Below are 18,918 nucleotides of genomic sequence, written 5' to 3'. Positions count from 1 at the left end.
TCGAGCCGGACGGCGGGCTCGTCAGAGGGCGGGCTCGTCAGACGGCGGGCTGCTGCTGGGTGACGCAGTGGATCCCGCCGCCGCCCGCGCCCAGGTTGTCGATGTCGAGCTGCTCGACGGTGCGGCCGGGGAACAGCCGGGCGAGGGCCGTCCTGGCGGCGGCGTCGGCCTTGGTGTCGCCGAACTGCGCCGCGATCACCGCGCCGTTGCACAGGTAGTAGTTGGCGTAGGAGCCGACGAAGGCGGGGTCGGTCGAACGGATGAGGTTGTAGTCGGGCCCCTGGATCCGGCTGACCGTGAACGGGGTCCCCTGGGCGCCGGTGGAGGTGGTCAGGATCCGGTACTGCTGCCGCGCGTCGTTCGACCAGGCGTCGGTGTCGCTCGCCAGCGGCATCTGGACCGCGGCCGCACCCGTCCCGAGGAAGCGGGAGGTGGCGTCCACGTGGTCGTCGGTGATGTCCTGGCCGGCGACACCGGCGAACCAGATCACCTTGGTGGCGCCGTAGGCGGCGCACATCGCGCTCTCGGCCGCGGCCTGGGACACGCCCGGGTTGCGGTTGGCGTTGAGGATGCTGCTGCGGGTGGCCATCAGCGTCCCCGCGCCGTCGGTCTCGATGCCGCCGCCCTCGGCGACGAGTCCGGCGGCGGTGAACGGCAGGCCGAGGTAGGCGGCGACCCGCCGGGCGACCAGGGCGTCGTTGCCGTGCGGGTTCTGGTGGTTGCCCCAGCCGTTGAAGTTGAGGCCGATCGTGTCGAGGCCGCCCGCGCCGTCGGTGCGGAACACCGGGCCGGTGTCGCGCATCCAGCAGTCGTCGACCGGGACGTCCCCGATCACGGTGACGGCCGAGCCGCACATCGACCGCGCCTTGGCGACGCTCGACGGGTTGGCGCACAGGACGACCGGCTCGTACGTCGCGATGGTCCTGGCGATCAGGGCGATGTTCGACTGGACGCCGCCGAGCCTGCCCCGCCAGATGGTGCTGCTGTCCGGCCAGGCCATCCAGGTGCGGGTGTGCCGGACGGTGTCCGGCGGCACCCGGAAACCCGCGGCGAGACCGGCGCCCGCGACGGCGGTGGCCGTGTCGGTCGCGCCCTTGTCGGTGGCGCGGGGCGGCGCGGCCATGGCCCGCCCGCCGGTGGCGGCGGTCAGCGCCGTGCCGGCGGCGACGGCCCCGGCGGCCGTCAGGAACCGGCGGCGGCCGAGCCGGGCCACGGTCGTCGCCTCGGATCCGGAGAGGTCTTCCATCACTGCCTCCATGTCAAAGTCCGCTGCTGGTCCAGCAGTTGACCGAAAAGGTAAAACTGACCAAGCGCTCGGTCAATACTTTGCGCAGGCGTCCTCCCCGATCCGCCGCAGCCCGGCCCCCGCGCTCGTTACAGTGACGGCCATGGCGACACGGGCGACGGGCACAGCGGCGGGAACCGGCTCCGGGACGGGCGGCCCCGGCCGGGCCCGCGCCGCCAAGGGCGAGCAGACCCGGGCCCGGCTGATCGCCGCCGCCCGCACCCTGCTCGCGGGCGACGGCGCCGGACGGTTCACCACCCGCAACGTGGCCGCGCTGTGCGGGGTCTCGCACGGGATGTGCCACTACCACTTCGCGGACCGCACCGAGCTGATCGTCGCCGTCGTGGCCGACATCCGGCCCGAGTGGATCACCCCGCTGGAGGAGGCCGTCGCCGGCCCCGGCGGCTACGCCGAGCGCGCCGAACGGGTACTGGCCCTGCTCACCCGGCCGGAGAGCCCCGACCTGGCCCGGCTGCACGCGGCCCTGCACTGGCTCGCCCTCAACGACGAACGCGTCCGCACCAGCCTGGAGGCCGAGTACGCCCGCTGGCGGGCCGCCTTCGTGCGGCTGTTCCGGTGCCTGGTGGAGGAACGCGGCCTGGTGGAGGAACGCGGCCTGCCGGAGGGAGACGGCCTGCCGGGCGGACCCGGCGGCGTCGACCCGGTCCCGCTCGGGGAGGCCTTCGCCGCCGCCGTGGACGGGCTCGCCGCCATCGGGTCGCTCGACGGGACGGTGGACGCCGAACGGGTGCTGCGGACGCTGCTGGACTCGCTGGCCGCCCGGCCGCCCCGGGCCTGACGGTCAGGAGGCTCAGGCCCCGGGCGCGACCGGCTGCTGCTGGGTGGCGCAGTGGATGCCGCCGCCGCCCGCGGCGACGTGGTTGATGTCCACCTGGGTGACCTTGCGGCCCGGGTGGAGCTCGCCGATGATGCCGGCCGCCCGCTGGTCGGCGTTCTGGTCCCCGAAGCGCGGGACGATCACGCCGCCGTTGCAGACGTAGTAGTTGACGTACGTGGCCAGGAAGTCCTTGCCCGCGCCCGGGATCAGGCCGAGGTCCGGCTCGGGGAGGTCGACCACCTTGAGGGTGCGGCCCTTGGCGTCGGTCTCCGTCTGGATCACCTGCAGCGCCTGGGCGGCGGCGGTGGTCCAGACGTCCGCCGGGGCATCGGCGGCGGGCCGGTGCAGGACGACGGTGCCGGGCTCGGCGAAGCGGGCGAGGGCGTCGACGTGGCAGTCGGTGATGTCCTGCCCGGCGACCCCCTGGAACCAGATCACCTTCTCGACGCCGAGCAGTTCCTTCAGGCTCGCCTCGATCCCGTCCCGGGTTCTGCCCGGGTTGCGGTTGCCGTTGACCCAGGAGCTCTCGGTGGCCATCAGCGTGCCCTCGCCGTCCACCTCGATGCCGCCGCCCTCGCCGGTGATCGGCGCCTGGACGCGGGTGATGCGGTAGTGGTCGAGGAGGTAGCGGGCGACCAGGCTGTCGTTGGCGTGGGTCTGCTTGTCGCCCCAGCCGTTGAAGTTGAAGTCGACCCCGGCGAGCCCCTTCGGGCCGGTGACGAAGGTCGGGCCGGTGTCCCGGACCCACAGGTCGTCGACCTTCAGTTCGAGCACCTCGACCGAGGAGCCGCAGGCCTGGCGGGCCTGGGCGGCCTGGTCGGGGCGGGCCAGCAGGACGACCGGTTCGAAGGCGGCGATCGCCTGCGCCAGCCCCGCGATGTCCTGCCGGACACCGGGCAGTTCGTCGCCCCAGACCTGGTCGAGCGCCGGCCAGGCCATGAAGGTGCGGGTGTGCGGCTCGGACTCGGCCGGCATGGCCCACCCGCCCGCCGCCGGGCTGCCGGACCCGGCCGCCCCCTGGGCCGTACCGCCGGACCCGGGCTGCTCCTCCCCTCCCCCGTCGGAGGAACAGCCGCCCGTCAGGGCCAGGGCGGCCAGTGCGGCCCCGGACTGCAGCAGCGAACGGCGGGACGGCCGGGGGTGAGCCATGGGGCCTCGATCCGCTTGGTGTCGGGTTCGGCTCCGCAGGCTACTGAGCCGAACATCGGAATCCGGTGCGGCACGCACCCGCCGTTCGAGGGAATTCGCTCACGGTGCGCCGGCGGCCCCGGGGGCTGCCCGCGCCGCCCGGCCGCCCCGGCCCGTCAGGTCCCGCCCTCCGCCGGGTCGGAGTCGTCCCGCAGCGCGCGGCGCGCGGCGGCGATCCGGTCGGGGTCCCAGCCGGGCCTCGGGACGGACTCCAGCAGCAGCCGGGTGTAGGCGTGCCGCGGGGAGTCCAGGACGCGGGCGGTGGGGCCGGACTCGACGATCCGTCCGTGGCGCATGACGACGACCTCGTCGGTCACGCAGCGGACGACGCCGAGGTCGTGGGTGATGAACAGGTAGCCGATGCCGGTCCGTTCGCGGATGTCGGCGAGCAGGTTCAGGACCTGCGCCTGCACGGACACGTCCAGCGCGGCGACCGCCTCGTCCAGCACCAGGACGGCCGGCTGGACGGCCAGCGCCCGGGCGATGGCGACGCGTTGGCGCTGGCCCCCGGAGAGCTCCCGGGGCAGCGCCTCGGCCGCCCTGGTGCCGAGGCCGACCTGGTCGAGGAGTTCCCGGATCCGGGCCGGGTGGTCGGTGCCGGGGAAGTGCAGCCGCAGGGTCTCGCGGAGCGCGGCCCCGACGCTGGTGCGCGGGTCCAGGGAGAGGTACGGGTCCTGGAAGACCATCTGGACCTCGCGGGCGCGGGCCAGCCGCTCCGCCCGCCCCCGCACCCGGCCGCCGCGGGGCCGGCCCCGGACGGTGACCCGCCCCTCGTCGGCCGGTTCGAGGCCGACGACGATCCGGGCGGTGGTGGTCTTGCCGGACCCCGACTCGCCCACGATGCCGAGCGACCCGCCGGCGGCGAGGGCGAAGGAGACCTCGTCCACCGCCCGTACGGTGCCGAAGGTCCGGCACAGTCCGGTGACCTCCAGTACGGCCTCAGGCATCGGCGCGGCTCCCTTCGAGCGGGTGGTGGCAGGCGACCGGGTGCGCCTGCGGGGTCTCCTCGCGGCACCGGTCGGTCGCGTACCGGCACCGCGCGGCGAAGGCGCAGCCGGTCGGCTCCTCGCGCAGGTCCGGTGGTTGGCCGTCGATCGCGGCGAGCCGGCGGCCGTCGGACTCCAGCCCGGGGGTGGAGGCCAGCAGCGCGGCGGTGTAGGGGTGTCGGGGCCGGTCGAAGAGGTCGGCGGCGGGGCCCGACTCAACGATCCGCCCGGCGTACATGACGTGGACGCGGTCGCTGATGGCGGCGGCGAGGCCCAGGTCGTGGGTGACGAACAGCAGGCCGGTGCCGAAGCGTTCGCGCAGCCGGGCGAGGAGCGCGATGACCTCGGCCTGGCTGGTGACGTCGAGCGCGGTGGTGGGCTCGTCGGCGAGCAGCAGGACCGGGTCCCCCATCAACGCGGCGGCGATCATGACGCGTTGGAGCATGCCGCCGGACAGCTGCCCGGGGTGGCGGCGCAGCAGTTCCGGGCCGAGGCCGACGGCGTCCAGCAGTTCGGCGGCCCGCCGGTCGGCGTCCTCCCGGCCCATCGCGCCGGTGAGTCGGACGCTCTCGGTGAGGAAGTCGCCGACCCGGCGCAGCGGGTTGATGGCCGCCCGGGGGTCCTGGAAGATCATGGCGGCCCGGCCGGTGCGCAGGGCGCGCAGCCGGTCGGGGCCCATGGCCAGGACGTCCTCGCCGTCGACGAGGACGCCGCCCTCCACGGTGGCGCCGGGCGGCAGCAGGCCGAGGGCGCTGCGGGAGGTGAGGCTCTTGCCGGAGCCGGACTCGCCGACCAGGGCGACGGTCTCGCCCCGGCCCACGGTGAGGTCGACCCCGTCCAGGACGGGTCGGGCGGTGCCGGGCAGGCGCAGGCGCAGGCCCCGGACGTCGAGGGCGTTCACGGGCCGCTCGGGTTCGTGGCCGCCGCGGTCCACGGGGTCCTCCGGCTTCGTCGGTGCCTCCCGGGTCATCGGTGCCTCCCGGGTCACGGGGTCCTTCCACTTCATGGGGTCCTCCGGGCGACGCGGTCGGCCCAGCGCTCGCCGACGACGTTGAAGGCGACGACGGTGAGCACGATGAGGACGCACGGCAGGATCGCGGCGAGCGGATAGCCGTACTGGATCGCGGTCTGGCCGTCGAAGACCATCCGGCCCCAGTCGGGGGTGAGCGCGGGCACGCCCAGGCCGAGGAAGGAGAGGCCGGCGAGGTCCATCAGGGCGTAGCCGAAGTTGATGGTGGACTGGGCGAGGACGATCGGGGCGATGTTGGGCAGGACGTGCCGCAGGCAGATCTGCGCGGTGGAGAAGCCCTGGACCCGGTGGGCGGAGACGTAGGGCCGGGCGCGTTCGGCGAGCACCAGCGAGCGGGTGAGCCGGGAGACGTACGGCAGGTAGGCGACGGCCAGGGCGACGACGGGGGCGAGCAGGCCCTCCCCGTACACCGAGACGATCAGGATGGCGAGCAGCATGCCGGGGAAGGCGAAGACGAGTTCGGTGGCGCGGGACAGGATCGAGTCGATCCGGCCGCCGCGCCAGCCCGCGACCAGGCCGACGGCGACGCCCGCGACGGTGGAGAAGGCGACCACGCCGAGCGGGCCGAGCAGCGAGGTGCGGGCTCCGAGCAGGAGCCGGGAGAGGGTGTCGCGGCCCGCGGCGTCGACGCCGAGCAGGTGGTCGGGCGAGGGGCCGGCCAGGGCGTTGCCGAGGTCGACAGCGTTCGGGTCGGCCGGGGCGAGCCAGGGGGCGAGCAGCGCGGCGAGCACCACCAGGGCGGTGACGCCCAGGCAGGCCGCGTGGAGCGGGGCGCGGGTGGCCTTGATCCGGCCGAGGCCGGGCCGGCGGGCGAGGGCGGTGCTCATGCGTCGGCCCTCCCGGTCCCGAGGGCGACCCGGGGATCGACCACGGGGTGGAGCAGGTCGACGACCAGGTTGACGGCCATGAACAGGGCGACGACGAGCAGCGAGATGGCCTGGACGGTCGGGAAGTCCTTGGTGGTGGTGGACAGTTCGAGGAGCTGGCCGATGCCGCCGACGCTGAAGGCCGACTCCACCAGGACCGTGCAGACCAGCAGCGTGGAGACGATCAGGCCGCCGGTGGTCAGCACGGTGCCCAGCGAGTTGCGGAACACGTGGCGGCGGATCACCTCGCGCTCGGGAACGCCGCGGCTGCGGGCCACCGTGACGTGCTCGCCCTCCAGCGCGTCCAGCATCGCCGAGCGGGTGACCCGGGCGAGCATGCCGATCAGGTACAGCGCGAGGGCGATCGCCGGCAGGGTGAGGTGCCACAGCAGGTCGAGGGGGCCGTCCCCGGTGCCGCTGGTCGGGAACCAGCCCAGCCGGACCGCGAACAGGCCCTGGAGCAGCACGGCCGCGACGAAGGAGGGGGTGCCGACGGCGAGGGTGGTGGAGAGCAGGATCGCGGAGTCGGTCGCACCGCCGCGCACGGCGCCGATCCAGCCGAGCGCCAGCCCGATGACGACGACCACGACCAGGGCCATGGCGACGAGCGTCAGGGTGGCGGGCAGCCGGTCGGCGAGGAGCCGGGAGACGTCCGTGCGGTAGGTCAGCGAGCGCCCGAAGTCGCCCTGCAGCACCTGGCCGAGCCAGCGGAGGTAGCGGACCAGGAACGGGTCGTCGAGGTGGTACTGCGCGTTGATCGCCTGCAGGGCGGCCGGTGAGGCGGACCGGCCCGACAGGAGGAAGCTCGCCGGATCGCCCGGCGCCAGGTACATCGCGCCGAAGACCACGAAGGAGGCGCCGAGCAGGGTCGCGGCCATCTCCGCCAGTCGCCGGGCGGCGAATCTCAGGAAGTTCACCGGGCGGCCCCCACGTCGGCGGCCCACGGGTAGTAGAGGTACGAGATGGTGGTGGGGGCTCCGGTGACGCGCTTGTTGAGGAAGACGGCGGTCGGCCACTCGGCGACCGGGATCCACAGCAGCCGCTCGGAGGCGGCCTGCTGGAGCTTGGCCTCGATCGCGCCGCGCACGGCCGGGTCGTACGCGGCGGAGGCCTCGTCGACGAGGTCGTCGTAGGCCTTGTCGCTGTAGCCGGCGTAGTTCTGGTAGGCGCCGGTACGGAAGTTGGCGAGCAGGTCGAGCGGGTCGGTGACCGAGTCGTAGTAGGTCTCGGGGAACAGGTCCAGGCCCTCGCGCGCCTTGGGGTCGGTGAACAGCGCGGTGAAGGCGTTCGGGGCGATCGTCCTCAGCCGGACGTCGAGGCCGATCCTCGCCCCGGCGGCCTGGACGGCGGTGGCGAGCAGGGAGACGTCCTGGCCGATGGTGCTGGTGGCGACGGTGAGGGTGCGGCCCTCCGCGCCGGCCTCCTTGACCAGGGCCTTGGCCCGGTCGATGTCCTGGACGGTCGGGGTGAGGTGTTCGAAGGCGGCCGTCCGGACGTCGGCGGGGGCGCCGGCCCAGGCGGCCCGGGTGGTGAGGGAGCCGGTGACGGTGCCCGCGCCGGCGAGGCCGGTCCTGACGAAGCCGGAGCGGTCCAGCGCCAGGGACAGCGCCTGGCGGACCCGGACGTCCCCGAGTGCGCCCCGCATGCTGGTGACGTTGAGGTTGACGGTGCTCAGGCCCTCGCCGAAGTACAGGGTGCCCGCGCCGCTCCTCCTCAGCCGGTCGTAACTCTCGGTCGGGATCAGGTAGCCGCCGTCGACGTCCCCGGTGAGCATCGCGTTGGTGCGGGCGGACGGGTCGGTGAGGAAGGTGAGGACGACCTTCCCGGACTTGGCCCTGGTGCCCCAGTAGCCGTCGAAGCGCCGGAGCTCGATCGACTGGCCCTTGGCCCAGGCGCCCAGTTCGAAGGGGCCGGTGCAGTCGAGGCCGCCGCTGGTGCCGTAGTCCTTGCCGGCGGCCTCCACCCCGGCCTTGGCGGCGACCACCCCGGCGGCCGTCGCCATGTACTGCGGGAACTGGGAGTCGGGCTGCTTGAGCTTGACGGTGACCTGGAGCGGGCCCGTCCCGGTGACGGAGTCGACGTTCTGGAACACCTGGGCCCAGGCGGAGGCGTTGTCCGGGTTCGTCTGGCGGCCGAGGCTGTACACGACGTCGTCGGCGGTCATCACCGTGCCGTCGTGGAAGTGCACGCCGGGGCGCAGGTCGTAGACCCAGGTGGTCGGGTCGGGGTTGGAGGCCTTCTCGGCCAGGCCGGGGGCCAGGGTGAGCTGAGGCGTCCAGCGCATCAGGCTCTCGCAGACGTTGGCCAGCACGGTGTTCTGCGGGTAGTCGAAGGCCTGGACGTAGTCGAGGGTGGGCGGCTCGGCGTAGCTCGCCCAGGTGAAGGAGTCGAGCTCGCCCCGGGCCGGCGGGGTGCCGGCCGAGAGCTGCACGGGCGGCCGGTCGGCGTCGCCGCGGGGCGGGCCGGAGCAGGAGGCGACCAGGGCCGCGGCCGAGAGCAGGGCGGCGGTGAGGACGAGACGCCGTCGGGCGGGGGTGCGTCTCGCGGGCGCGGTGGGAGTCATGAGGGTGTTCTCCGTTCGCTGGCGAGCGTCAGGCGCGGGCGGCGGGCGGGGTGGCCGGGTTCGCGGCGGCGGGCGGGGTGGCGGCCGGGATCTGCTGGGTGATGCAGTGGACGCCGCCGCCGCCGTGGGCGATCACCCGGGCGCGCACGCCGACGACCTTGCGGTCCGGGCAGGCGGCGGCGAGCACCGCCAGCGCCCCGGCGTCCTCGGGGTGGTCGGCGACCGGCACCACCATCCCGCCGTTGGCCAGGTAGAAGTTGAGGTAGCCGACCTCGACCTCCCCGCCGTCGACCTCGACGAAGGCGGCCTGCGGGAGGTCGACGATCTCGAAGGGCCGGCCCTGGGCGTCCGTGGAGTGCTCCAGCACGGCGCGGTTGGCCCGCATCCGCGCGTGGTCCGGGTGCTCCGGGTCGGCCGGGAGCTGCACCACGACCCGGCCGGGGGCGACGAAGGCGCAGACGCCGTCCACGTGGCCGTCGGTCTCGGTGTCCAGCGCCCCGCCGTACGGCAGCCAGATCACCTTGGTGACGCCGAGCCTGGCCTTCAGCTCGGCCTCGATCTCCTCCCGGGTCATCCCGGGGTTGCGGTTGGGGTGGAGCAGGCACTGCTCGGTGGTGATCAGCGTGCCCTCGCCGTCGACGGTGATAGCGCCGCCTTCGAGGATCATCTCGGAGCGGATCGCCGGGGTGCCGAGGTGGTCCAGCAGCAGGCCGCTGATCCGGTCGTCGGCGTCCCAGGGGCTGTGCTTGCGGCCCCAGGCGTTGAAACGGAAGTCCACGCCGGCCCGGCGGCCGTCCGCGTCGAGGACGAAGATCGGCGCGGAGTCGCGGAACCAGGAGTCGTCGATGGGGAGTTCGACGACGGTGACGCCCGCGCCGCAGTGGGCGCGCGCCTCGTCGCCGTGGCCGGGCGGCGCCACCATGGTGACCGGCTCGAACTCCGCGACGGCCTGGGCGACCGCCGCGTACTCGTGCTTCACCTCGGCGAGGGTGTCGCCCCAGAGGTCCGGACGGACGGGCCAGGCCATCAGGCAGCCGTCGTGCTCGGTCCACTCCGCGGGCATGCGGTACGTCACGGGAAGCCTCTTCTGCATCGGGGGTGGGGGGGGTGCCCCGCATCCTGCACCGTACTGAAAATTCAGTCAAGCTTTTCCTTCAAGGCCTCCGCTGATCCCTGAAACGATCATCAGGAAGTGGACTGACCAGCCGGGTGGGCCGGTAGAGTGGGCCACCATGTCGGACCGTCGGACGGAAATACTCAAGGCCGCGACCCGGGTGATCGCCCGGCGCGGCGTACGCGGGCTGCGGGTGAACGAGCTGGCGGGCGAGGCCGGGGTGTCCGCCTCGCTGATCTACTACCACTTCACCGACCGGGCCGGCCTGCTGCGCCAGACCCTGGAGTTCATCAGCGACCGCGCCGACCGCTACACCGCCGACGAGGACCCGGCGCCCCTGAGCGGGGACCCCCTCGCCGACCTCGAACAGGTACTGCTCCTGGAGCTCCAGGACACCGTCGAGGTGCGGGAGAACAGCACCGCCTGGGGCGAGTTGAGGGCCACCGCAGTCTTCGACCCGGACCTGCGCACGGACCTGGCGCGGACCACCCACACCTGGGTGCACGACATCGCCGAGCTGCTCGCCCGGGCCGACCCGGGCGGCACCGCCCCCGCCCACGCGGCGGCCGCCGAGCGGCTGACCGCACTCGTCGAAGGGCTGAGCGTGCGCTGGCTCAGCGGCTCCCTGCCGGTCGAGCACGCCCGCGGCCTGCTGCGCGGGGCGATCGAGGCGGAGCTCGGGCACACCCAGGGCACGCCCTGCGGGGCACCGGGCGGCACGTCGGGCGGACCCGTCGGGGCCGGATTCGGCCGATCCTGACAAAACCTCTAAACTCTCCGAGCCACGCCCGCCGCGCGCCGGTTCCCGGGGGTGTCCGGCCCCACGCCCTTCCGGGGTGTCCGGCCCCGCGCGTCCCGCCCCCGACCGCCGAGAGAGGCAGTCCGCATGTCCGCTGACCGATCCCCCTTCGCCCTCCAGCCGGTCTTCCAGGAACTGGCCCCGGACGACCCGCGCGAGGTCGGCGGCCACCTGCTGGCCGCCCGGCTCGGCGCCGGCGGCATGGGCCGGGTCTACCTCTCCTACACCCCCGGCGGGCGCCCGGTGGCACTCAAGGTGGTGCGGCCCGAACTGGCCGAGGACCCGGAGTTCCGGGCCCGCTTCGCCCAGGAGGTGGCCAGCGCCAGACGCATCCACGGGCTGTTCACCGCGCAGGTGGTCGACGCGGGGGTGGACGCCGCCACCCCGTGGCTGGCCACCACCTACGTGCCGGGCCCCTCGCTCCAGCAGGTGGTGCAGCGCTTCGGACCGCTCCCGGAACGGACCGTCCTGCTGCTGGTGGCCGGGATCGCCGAGGCCCTCCAGGCCGTCCACGCCAGCGGCGTGGTCCACCGGGACCTCAAGCCCGGCAACGTGCTGATCGCCCCCGACGGCCCCCGGGTGATCGACTTCGGCATCGCCCGCGCCGCCGACGCCGCCGCGCTGACCGGCACCGGGCTGCGGATCGGCTCGCCCGCGTACATGGCGCCCGAGCAGGCGATGGGCCGGGCCGCGACCCCCGCCACCGACGTGTACGCCCTGGGCGCCCTCGCCGTCCACGTGGCCGGCGGCGCACCGCCCTTCGGCGACGGGCCGGACCCGGCGACGCTCTACCGGACCGTCCACGAGGAGCCGGACCTCGGACCCGTCCCGGACGGCCTGCGCGCGCTGCTGCTGCACTGCCTCGCCAAGCGGCCCGAGGACCGCCCGACCACCGCCGAGGTGATCGCGGCCGCCCGGAGCCACCCGGCGGTGGGCGGGCAGCTCAGGTTCGGCGACGACTGGCTGCCGCACCCGCTGACCAGCCAGATCACCCGGCACGCCGACCTGCCGCGGGTGCCCGCCGGGGCCGCCGGGGCCGCCGGGGCCGCCGCCCACTCCGACCGGCACACGGCGCCGACCGCGCTCGCCCCGGCGGTGGCCCCGACGCCCACCGTCCTCGCGTCCGTCACCGGGTCCCCCTCCGGTTCCGGGCCGGGCCCGGGGCCCACGGACGCACCCGCGCCGCGCCCCGGCGCCCGGCGCAAGGAGGTCCGCGGGCGCGCCCTCGGGCGGACGGCGCTGACCGCCGCCGTCGCCCTGACCGTCGGCGCCGCGGCGGCGGTGTTCCTGCTCGACGACCCGGACCGGGTGGAGGCCGCGGCCGTCGAGGCCCCGGTCACCGGCTCCGCCGCACCGGGCACGACGCCGCCGGCAGCCCCCTCGGCGCGTCCCGGTTCCCCCTCCCCGGCCCGGTCGATCCCGGCCGCGCCGAGCACGTCCGCGCCGAGCGCCTCCGCGCCTCCACCCACCGGCTACGCCGCCGTCTACCGCGGGGTCGAGCTGACCTCGGCGGACCCGGGCCACGAGTTCGACCTCGCCACCGGCACGGTCGTCCCGGCCGACAGCGCGACGTGGTACGTCGGCCGCGGCGACGGCGAGTTCCTCGTCCCGGAGGGCGCCGACACCTTCGTCCGCCGGGACGCCGGCCCGGGCGGCGCCGACTGCCTGAAGGGGCTCGGCGCCAACCCCGCCGGGCGGGTGCCGTTCGGTGCCCTCGGACCGCGCGGCTCGTTCTGCGTCCGGTCCGCGGACGGCCTGGACCTGGCCGTCGTCCGGGTGCTGTCGGCCCCGGGCACGGACGGGCCGGTCAGGGTCTCCCTGGACCAGTACCGCCGCAACGACTGAGCGCCGCAACGGCGGGGGCGCAGCCGCGGCGGCGCTCCGGCGCCCCTGGGCGGCTCCCCTCAGCGAGCTTGACTGATTTTTCAGTCAGTGTAAGAGTGCAGGTCCCGGCGGTGCCGGGCCAGAACCACCCCCAGCCCCACCGGAGTCCCGCGTGTCCAAGCCCTCCCTCGCCCGCCGCACGGTCCTGCGCTCCCTCGTCGGCGCCGGTGCGATCGCCCTCGGCGCGACCGCCTGCGCCGCCTCCGAGGACGGCCCGGCCGACTCCACCGCGCCGACCGCCCCGGGCAGCGGCACTCCCGAGCCGCCGTCGCCGGCGGCGCCCTCCCCCACACCGGCCCCCGCCCGCGGCCGCCGCCTCGGCGGCGAGTGGGAGAAGCACGCGCGGACCTTCATGGCCTGGCCCGCCTCCGAGAACGTCTGGGGCGAGCAGCTCGGAGCCGTCCGTACGGACATCGCCTCGGTGGCCCGGGCCATCGGCGGGCGCGAACCCGTGGTCATGCTCGTCCGCCCCGGCCAGGAGGCCTCCGCCCGCAACGCCTGCGGCTCGGACGTCGAGCTGCTCTCCGTCCCGGTGGACGACCTGTGGGCCCGCGACACCGTGCCGGTCTTCGTGGAGGAGAACGGCAAGGTCCAGGGCGTCGACTTCAACTTCAGCGGCTGGGGCGGCAAGCAGGAGCACACCAACGACGCCCGGATCGCCCGTACGGTCCTGGAGAAGTACGGGATCGAGCGGATCGCGACCCCGGTCACCGCCGAGGGCGGCTCCTTCGAGACCGACGGCCAGGGCACCCTGCTGGTCACCGAGAGCTCCGTGGTCAACGACAACCGCAACCCGGGCCGCACCCGCGACGAGATCGAGGCGGAGCTCAAGCGGGCCCTGGGCCTCACCAAGGTGATCTGGCTGGCGGGCGTCCGGGGCAAGGACATCACCGACGCCCACGTCGACTGCCTCGCCCGGTCCGTCGCCCCCGGAGTCGTCCTGCTCGACCGGGCCTTCCCCGGCACCCCGCCGGACGTCTGGTCCCGCGCCGCGGACCAGGCCCGCGCCGTCCTCGCCGAGGCCACCGACGCCGCCGGCCGCAAGCTGACGGTGATCGAGGTCGGCCAGCCCGACCCTGACCGGATCACCGGCCGCGGCGACGCCTTCGTCTCCACCTACATGAACTTCTACATCGGCGACAAGGGCGTCTACCTGCCGGAGTTCGGCGACGCCAGGGCCGACCGCCACGCCCAGGAGGTCTTCCGGGACCGGTTCCCGGACCGCGAGATCGTCCCCCTCCGGATCGACACCATCGCCGGCGGCGGGGGCGGCATCCACTGCTCCACCCACGACCAGCCCGCCGGCTGACCCCGGCCGGCGCCCCGCCGCACCGACCGCACCGACCGTGCCGCCGCACCGCCGCACCGGGCACCCCGGGAGCCGGGGCGGCGGAACGGCGGCGCGGCGGGGCCGTCAGCGGGTGAGGATGCCCGGGTCGGAGAGGCCGGGGGCGCCGGTCTCGACGTGCCCGGCGAGCCGGCGCACGAAGTCGGCGCCCGCCCCGGAGGTGACCGTCACGTCGTACCAGTTGCGGCAGGCACTCAGGTCGACGGTGTGCGTGACGGTCGCACCCCGGCCGACGGTGAGGGTCCGCGGCGTGCCCCCGTAGGCGTTGACGAGGGTGAGCACCGCGTCCGCGGCGCCCGCGTTGGTGAGGGTGAGGACGAGGTTGCCGGTGGCCGCGTCGTGGCGCGCGGTGACCTCCGGCCCGGCCGTCTTCCCGGGGTTGCGGAAGCGGCGCAGGAAGCCGTTCGGCCCGAACACGCTCAGATCCGTGACGCCCTGGGAGTACGTGGTGTTCCAGGCGTCCGCGATCGTCTTCCCGGCCTCCGCGGTGTACGTCCACGGGCCGTCGGTGCGGTTGGCCGAGGTCACCAGGAACTGGGCGCCGGCCGCCGCGCCGGCGCTGAAGGTGAGCCGGTACTTGCCGGTGGCGGTGTCGGCCGCCCCGTCCACGTACGGCGCGTACGCCAGCGGGCGGGTGGGCTTGGCGCCCGCCTCCTGCCGGGGCAGGGTGCCGGTGGCGGGCGGGGTGGGCACGTAGTCGGCGTGCCGGTTGCGGTCCGGCGGGGCGTAGCCGGCCGTGGAGGGCAGTGCCGCCGCCGTCGGGTCGGACGCGGTGAAGTCGAAGGCGGAGGTGAGGTCGCCGCAGATCGCGCGCCGCCAGGGCGAGATGTTGGGCTCCCGGACGCCGAAGCGGCGCTCCATGAAGCGCAGGATCGAGGTGTGGTCGAAGGTCTCCGAGCAGGTGTAGCCGCCGGTGCTCCACGGCGAGACGACGAGCATCGGCACCCGCTGGCCGAGCCCGTACGGACCGGCCGCGTAGCCGATGCCGCCGCCGTAGTGGTCGGCGCCGGTCGCCGCGGTCGACAGGCCCTGGGAGGCGCCGGAGGGCGGGAACGGCGGGACGACGTGGTCGAAGAAGCCGTCGTTCTCGTCGTAGGTGATGAACAGCGCCGTCCTCGCCCACACCGCGGGGTTCGAGGTCAGCGCGTCCAGCACCTGGGAGACGTACCAGGCGCCGTAGTTGGCGGGCCAGTTGGGGTGCTCGGTGAAGGCTTCGGGGGCGGCGATCCAGGAGATCTGCGGCAGGGTGCCGGCCTGGACGTCACGCCGCAGGTGGTCGAAGAGGCCGTCGCCCGCCTTGGCGTTCGTGCCGGTGCGGGCCTTGTCGTAGAGCGCGTCGCCGGGCTTGGCGTTGCGGTAGTTGTCGAAGTAGAGCAGCGAGTTGTCGCCGTAGTTCCCGCGGTAGGCGTCGCCGATCCAGCCCCAGGACCCGGCGGCGTCCAGTCCGTCGCCGACGTCCTGGTAGACCTTCCAGGAGATCCCGGCCTTCTCCAGCCGCTCGGGGTAGGTGGTCCAGGTGTACCCGGCCTCCTGGTTGCCGAGGACCGGTCCGTTGCCGGTGACGCCGTTGCCGGTGCAGCCCGACCACATGTAGTAGCGGTTGGGGTCGGTGGAGCCGATGAACGAGCAGTGGTAGGCGTCGCAGATGGTGAACGCGTCGGCGAGGGCGTAGTGGAAGGGGATGTCCTCGCGGGTCAGGTAGGCCATCGTGGTGGCCGTCTTGGCGGGCACCCACTGGTCGTACCGGCCGCCGTTGAAGGCCCGGTGGCCGCCGGCCCAGTCGTGGTTGAGGTCCTGGACGAACTGCATCCCGAGGTCGTCGACCTGCGGCCGGAACGGCAGGACCTCCCGCTTGAGGGCGTCCGTCTGGTGCCAGACCGAGGCGCCGCTCGGCAGGGTCACCGGCCGGGGGTCGCCGAAGCCGCGGACGCCCTTGAGCGAGCCGAAGTAGTGGTCGAAGGAACGGTTCTCCTGCATCAGGACGACGATGTGCTCGACGTCCTGGATGGTACCGGTGCTCCCCTGCGGGGCGATGGAGGTGGCGCGCGCGATGCTCTGCGACAGGGCCGGGAACGCGAGGGTCGCGCCCGCGAGTTGCAGGAAGCGGCGGCGGGTCGGGTCTGCCATGGGTGGTTGACCTCTACATGTCAGGAGGGAGGGTGGAGGACGGCGCCACCAAGGACAGCGCGTGCGGGGTACCGCCCGGCGGCCCGTTCGTGACGGCCCGCCGTACGGCAGGCGAACGCATCGAGTTGTACGGACAAGACCAGCTTCGCGCCCCGCGCGCCCCGGAGTCCACCAGCGCGCCCCGGTGTCACGGATGCCCGGACGGCGCGCCGGGCCGCAGACTGGTTCCCCACCCCTCACCGGAGGAACGACGATGCCCACCGCCAGCCGCCCGCCGGCTCCTCCCGTCGCTCCCGGACGGCTCCCGCTGCTCGGCCACGCCCTCGAACTGTGGCGGCGCCCACTGGAGTTCCTCGACGGCCTCACCGCGTACGACCCGATCGTCGCCACCCACCTCGGCCCGAAACCGAGCTACCTGCTGACCGGCCCGGACCTCGTCCACCGCGTGCTGGTCACCGACGCGGCGAGCTTCGCCAAGGGCCGCTCCTTCGACAAGCTCCGCCCCTACCTCGGGAACGGGCTGGCCACCTCCCAGGGAGCCTTCCACCTCCGCCAACGGCGCCTGGTGCAACCGGCGTTCCACCACCGCCGGATCACCCACTACGTCGACACCATGGCGCGGTTCGCCGCCGAGCGCGCCGCCTCCTGGCGGCCCGGCCAGGTCGTGGACGTCACCCGGCAGATGCTGGAACTGTCGCTCGCCATCGTCACCTCGACGCTGTTCTCCACCGCGCTCGACGCGGCCGCCGCCGCGGAGATCCGCCGCGCCCTGCCCGTCGTCCTGCGCGGCATGTACACCCGCGTGCTGGACCCCACCGACCTGTGGCACCGGATCCCCACCCCGGGCAACCGCCGCCTCGCCGACGCCCACGCCCGACTGCGCAGGGTCATCGACCACCTCGTCCGGACCGAACGCGCCGACCCCGCGGGCGAGCGGCCGGACCTGCTCTCCATGCTCCTGGACGCCCGGGACGCCGACAGCGGGGAGGCGATGACCGAACGTCAGCTCCACGACGAACTCATCACCCTGCTGGTGGCCGGCACCGAGACCGCCGCGGGCGGGCTCGCGTGGCTCTTCCACGAACTCGGCCGGAACCCCCTCGTCGACGAGCGGCTCCACCAGGAGCTGCACGACCGGAACGCCGTCCCGCCCACCGGCGACCGGCTGCCGGAGCTGGACTACACGCGGCGCGTCGTCGACGAGGCGCTGCGGATGCGCAACCCCGGCGGCATCACCATCCGCCGCGCCGTCGTCGACGTCGAACTCGGCGGCTACCGCTTCCGCCGCGGCACCGAGTTCATCTTCAGCGCCCTGGTCCTGCACCGGAACCCGCGCCACTTCCCCCACCCCCGGCGGTTCGACCCCGACCGCTGGCTGCCCGACCGGCCCGCCGTCCCGCGCGGCGCGTTCCTGCCCTTCGGCGCCGGCCACCACCAGTGCGTCGGGGAGTCCTTCGCCCGCACCGAGATGCTCACCGTGGCCGCGACCGTGGCGGGCCGCTGGCGGCTGGTGCCCGTCCCGGGCGTGCGGGTACGGGGCGTCATGACCAGCACCAACCACCCCGACAACCTGCTGATGCGGGTGGAACCGCGCCCGCGCACTCCTTAGGACCCGGCGCGCGGAATGCGCAGGCCGCCGCGGCGGTTGGTGCGGGCAGCCGTTCACGTCCCGGCCCGACCCGCCACCGTCCACGAGGAATCCCCATGACCGTCACCGAGCCCGCCGCCTCCCGCGCGGCCGGAATCCTGTCCCGGCCCGTCACGATCAACGGGCTGACCGTGCCCAACCGCATCGCGATGGCGCCCATGACGCGCAGCTTCTCCCCGGGCGGCGTCCCCGGCGAGGACGTGCGCTCGTACTACGCCCGCCGCGCCGCCGCGGGCGTCGGCCTGATCATCACCGAGGGCACCTACGTCGGCCACGAGTCCGCCGGCCAGAGCGCCGACATCCCGCGCTTCCACGGCGCGGAGCAACTGGCCGGCTGGGCCCGCGTCGCCGAGGACGTCCACGCGGCGGGCGGCACCATCGTGCCGCAGCTCTGGCACATCGGCATGGCCCGCAAGCAGGGCGACCCGCCGTTCGCCGACGCCCCCGCCGTCGGCCCGTCCGGGATCCGGCTGGACGGCACCGAGGGAACGGGTCGGGCGATGACCCGGACCGACCTGGACGCCGTCATCGGCGCGTTCGCCGAGGCCGCCGCGGCCGCCGAGCGGATCGGCTTCGACGGCGTCGAGCTGCACGGCGCCCACGGCTACCTGCTCGACCAGTTCCTGTGGGCCGGGACCAACCGCCGCACCGACGCCTACGGCGGCGACCCGGTCGCCCGGACGCGGTTCGCCGCCGAGCTCGTCGCCGCGGTCCGCGCCGCCGTCTCCCCGGAGTTCCCGGTGATCTTCCGCTACTCGCAGTGGAAGTCGGGCAACTACGACGCCCGCCTCGCCGAGACCCCGCAGGAGCTGGAGGCGATCCTCACCCCGCTCGCCGAGGCCGGCGTCGACGCCTTCCACGCCTCGACCCGCCGCTACTGGGTCCCCGAGTTCGACGACTCGGACCTCAACCTGGCCGGCTGGACCAAGAAGCTCACCGGCCGCCCCGCCATCACCGTCGGCTCGGTCGGCCTCGACGGCGACTTCATCGGCGCCTTCGCGGGCCAGGGCGCGCCGGTCCAGGGCATCGACAACCTGCTCGACCGGCTGGAGCGCGACGAGTTCGACCTGGTCGCCGTCGGCCGGGCCCTCCTCCAGGACCCGCAGTGGGCCGCCAAGGTCCTCTCCGGCCGCTTCGCCGAGCTGCGCCCGTACGACGCCGTCGCGGTCCGCACCCTGAGCTGACCGCGGGCCCCGACCCGGCCCCGACCGGGCCGCGTCGGCGGCCGCCGACCGCCGCCCG

Annotated in this window: 15 protein-coding genes; 6 read left to right on the top strand and 9 right to left on the bottom strand. The window is 74.6% G+C overall.

The features are described from left to right. Positions 1-37 precede the first annotated feature (37 nt). Positions 38-1,246: an agmatine deiminase family protein gene (locus ACWD4P_RS28105; RefSeq protein WP_449781537.1), complete on the bottom strand. Its 1,209-nt coding sequence runs from the start codon at positions 1,244-1,246 to the stop codon at positions 38-40. Positions 1,247-1,388: 142 nt separating this feature from the next. Here ACWD4P_RS28105 and ACWD4P_RS28100 point away from each other — a divergent pair, with 142 nt between their 5' ends. Continuing rightward, positions 1,389-2,084, top strand: coding sequence for a TetR/AcrR family transcriptional regulator (locus tag ACWD4P_RS28100; RefSeq protein ID WP_449781536.1), 696 nt, complete (start codon positions 1,389-1,391; stop codon positions 2,082-2,084). A 12-nt stretch (positions 2,085-2,096) separates the two neighbouring features. On the opposite strand, the gene ACWD4P_RS28095 is transcribed toward ACWD4P_RS28100, so the two are convergent. The 7 genes from ACWD4P_RS28095 to ACWD4P_RS28065 form a co-directional block, all read right to left on the bottom strand. Next, positions 2,097-3,272 carry an agmatine deiminase family protein gene (locus ACWD4P_RS28095; protein WP_449781535.1) on the bottom strand — a complete coding sequence of 392 codons (1,176 nt, stop codon included), beginning with the start codon at positions 3,270-3,272 and terminating at the stop codon, positions 2,097-2,099. A gap of 155 nt (positions 3,273-3,427) precedes the next feature. Continuing rightward, on the bottom strand, positions 3,428-4,258 hold the full coding sequence (locus ACWD4P_RS28090; RefSeq protein WP_449781534.1) for an ABC transporter ATP-binding protein: 831 nt from the start codon (positions 4,256-4,258) through the stop codon (positions 3,428-3,430). Next, positions 4,251-5,303, bottom strand: a complete 1,053-nt coding sequence (locus ACWD4P_RS28085; protein ID WP_449781533.1) for an ABC transporter ATP-binding protein — start codon at positions 5,301-5,303, stop codon at positions 4,251-4,253. Before ACWD4P_RS28085 ends, ACWD4P_RS28090 begins: the two co-directional genes overlap by 8 nt. Then, positions 5,300-6,154, bottom strand: a complete 855-nt coding sequence (locus ACWD4P_RS28080) for an ABC transporter permease (protein WP_449781532.1) — start codon at positions 6,152-6,154, stop codon at positions 5,300-5,302. Before ACWD4P_RS28080 ends, ACWD4P_RS28085 begins: the two co-directional genes overlap by 4 nt. Continuing rightward, positions 6,151-7,110 carry an ABC transporter permease gene (locus tag ACWD4P_RS28075; protein WP_449781531.1) on the bottom strand — a complete coding sequence of 320 codons (960 nt, stop codon included), beginning with the start codon at positions 7,108-7,110 and terminating at the stop codon, positions 6,151-6,153. Before ACWD4P_RS28075 ends, ACWD4P_RS28080 begins: the two co-directional genes overlap by 4 nt. Further along, the gene (locus ACWD4P_RS28070; protein ID WP_449781530.1) at positions 7,107-8,756 is read right to left on the bottom strand and encodes an ABC transporter substrate-binding protein; all 1,650 of its coding nucleotides are present in this window, start codon (positions 8,754-8,756) and stop codon (positions 7,107-7,109) included. The genes ACWD4P_RS28075 and ACWD4P_RS28070 overlap by 4 nt, the downstream gene beginning before the upstream one ends. 28 nt (positions 8,757-8,784) lie before the next feature. Continuing rightward, positions 8,785-9,831 carry an agmatine deiminase family protein gene (locus tag ACWD4P_RS28065; RefSeq protein WP_449781529.1) on the bottom strand — a complete coding sequence of 349 codons (1,047 nt, stop codon included), beginning with the start codon at positions 9,829-9,831 and terminating at the stop codon, positions 8,785-8,787. Between the two features lie 157 nt (positions 9,832-9,988). Between ACWD4P_RS28065 and ACWD4P_RS28060 the strand changes: the two genes are divergently transcribed. The 3 genes from ACWD4P_RS28060 to ACWD4P_RS28050 all read left to right on the top strand — a co-directional run bounded on the left by ACWD4P_RS28060 (position 9,989) and on the right by ACWD4P_RS28050 (position 13,862). Further along, positions 9,989-10,630 carry a TetR/AcrR family transcriptional regulator gene (locus ACWD4P_RS28060; RefSeq protein WP_359829325.1) on the top strand — a complete coding sequence of 214 codons (642 nt, stop codon included), beginning with the start codon at positions 9,989-9,991 and terminating at the stop codon, positions 10,628-10,630. A gap of 126 nt (positions 10,631-10,756) precedes the next feature. Beyond that, positions 10,757-12,514, top strand: a complete 1,758-nt coding sequence (locus tag ACWD4P_RS28055) for a serine/threonine-protein kinase (protein ID WP_449781528.1) — start codon at positions 10,757-10,759, stop codon at positions 12,512-12,514. Positions 12,515-12,665: 151 nt separating this feature from the next. Continuing rightward, the gene (locus ACWD4P_RS28050) at positions 12,666-13,862 is read left to right on the top strand and encodes an agmatine deiminase family protein (protein ID WP_449781527.1); all 1,197 of its coding nucleotides are present in this window, start codon (positions 12,666-12,668) and stop codon (positions 13,860-13,862) included. Between the two features lie 105 nt (positions 13,863-13,967). On the opposite strand, the gene ACWD4P_RS28045 is transcribed toward ACWD4P_RS28050, so the two are convergent. Beyond that, the gene (locus ACWD4P_RS28045; RefSeq protein ID WP_449781526.1) at positions 13,968-16,028 is read right to left on the bottom strand and encodes a phosphocholine-specific phospholipase C; all 2,061 of its coding nucleotides are present in this window, start codon (positions 16,026-16,028) and stop codon (positions 13,968-13,970) included. Positions 16,029-16,281: 253 nt separating this feature from the next. Between ACWD4P_RS28045 and ACWD4P_RS28040 the strand changes: the two genes are divergently transcribed. Next, complete coding sequence (locus ACWD4P_RS28040) at positions 16,282-17,637, top strand: cytochrome P450 (RefSeq protein WP_449781525.1); 1,356 nt, start codon at positions 16,282-16,284, stop codon at positions 17,635-17,637. A 95-nt stretch (positions 17,638-17,732) separates the two neighbouring features. Next, positions 17,733-18,860: an NADH:flavin oxidoreductase gene (locus ACWD4P_RS28035; RefSeq protein WP_449781524.1), complete on the top strand. Its 1,128-nt coding sequence runs from the start codon at positions 17,733-17,735 to the stop codon at positions 18,858-18,860. Positions 18,861-18,918 lie beyond the last annotated feature (58 nt).

This window comes from Kitasatospora sp. NPDC002543, assembly GCF_053594915.1.
Note: the sequence above shows the minus strand (reverse complement) of the source record. Positions and strands in the feature narration are given on the sequence as shown.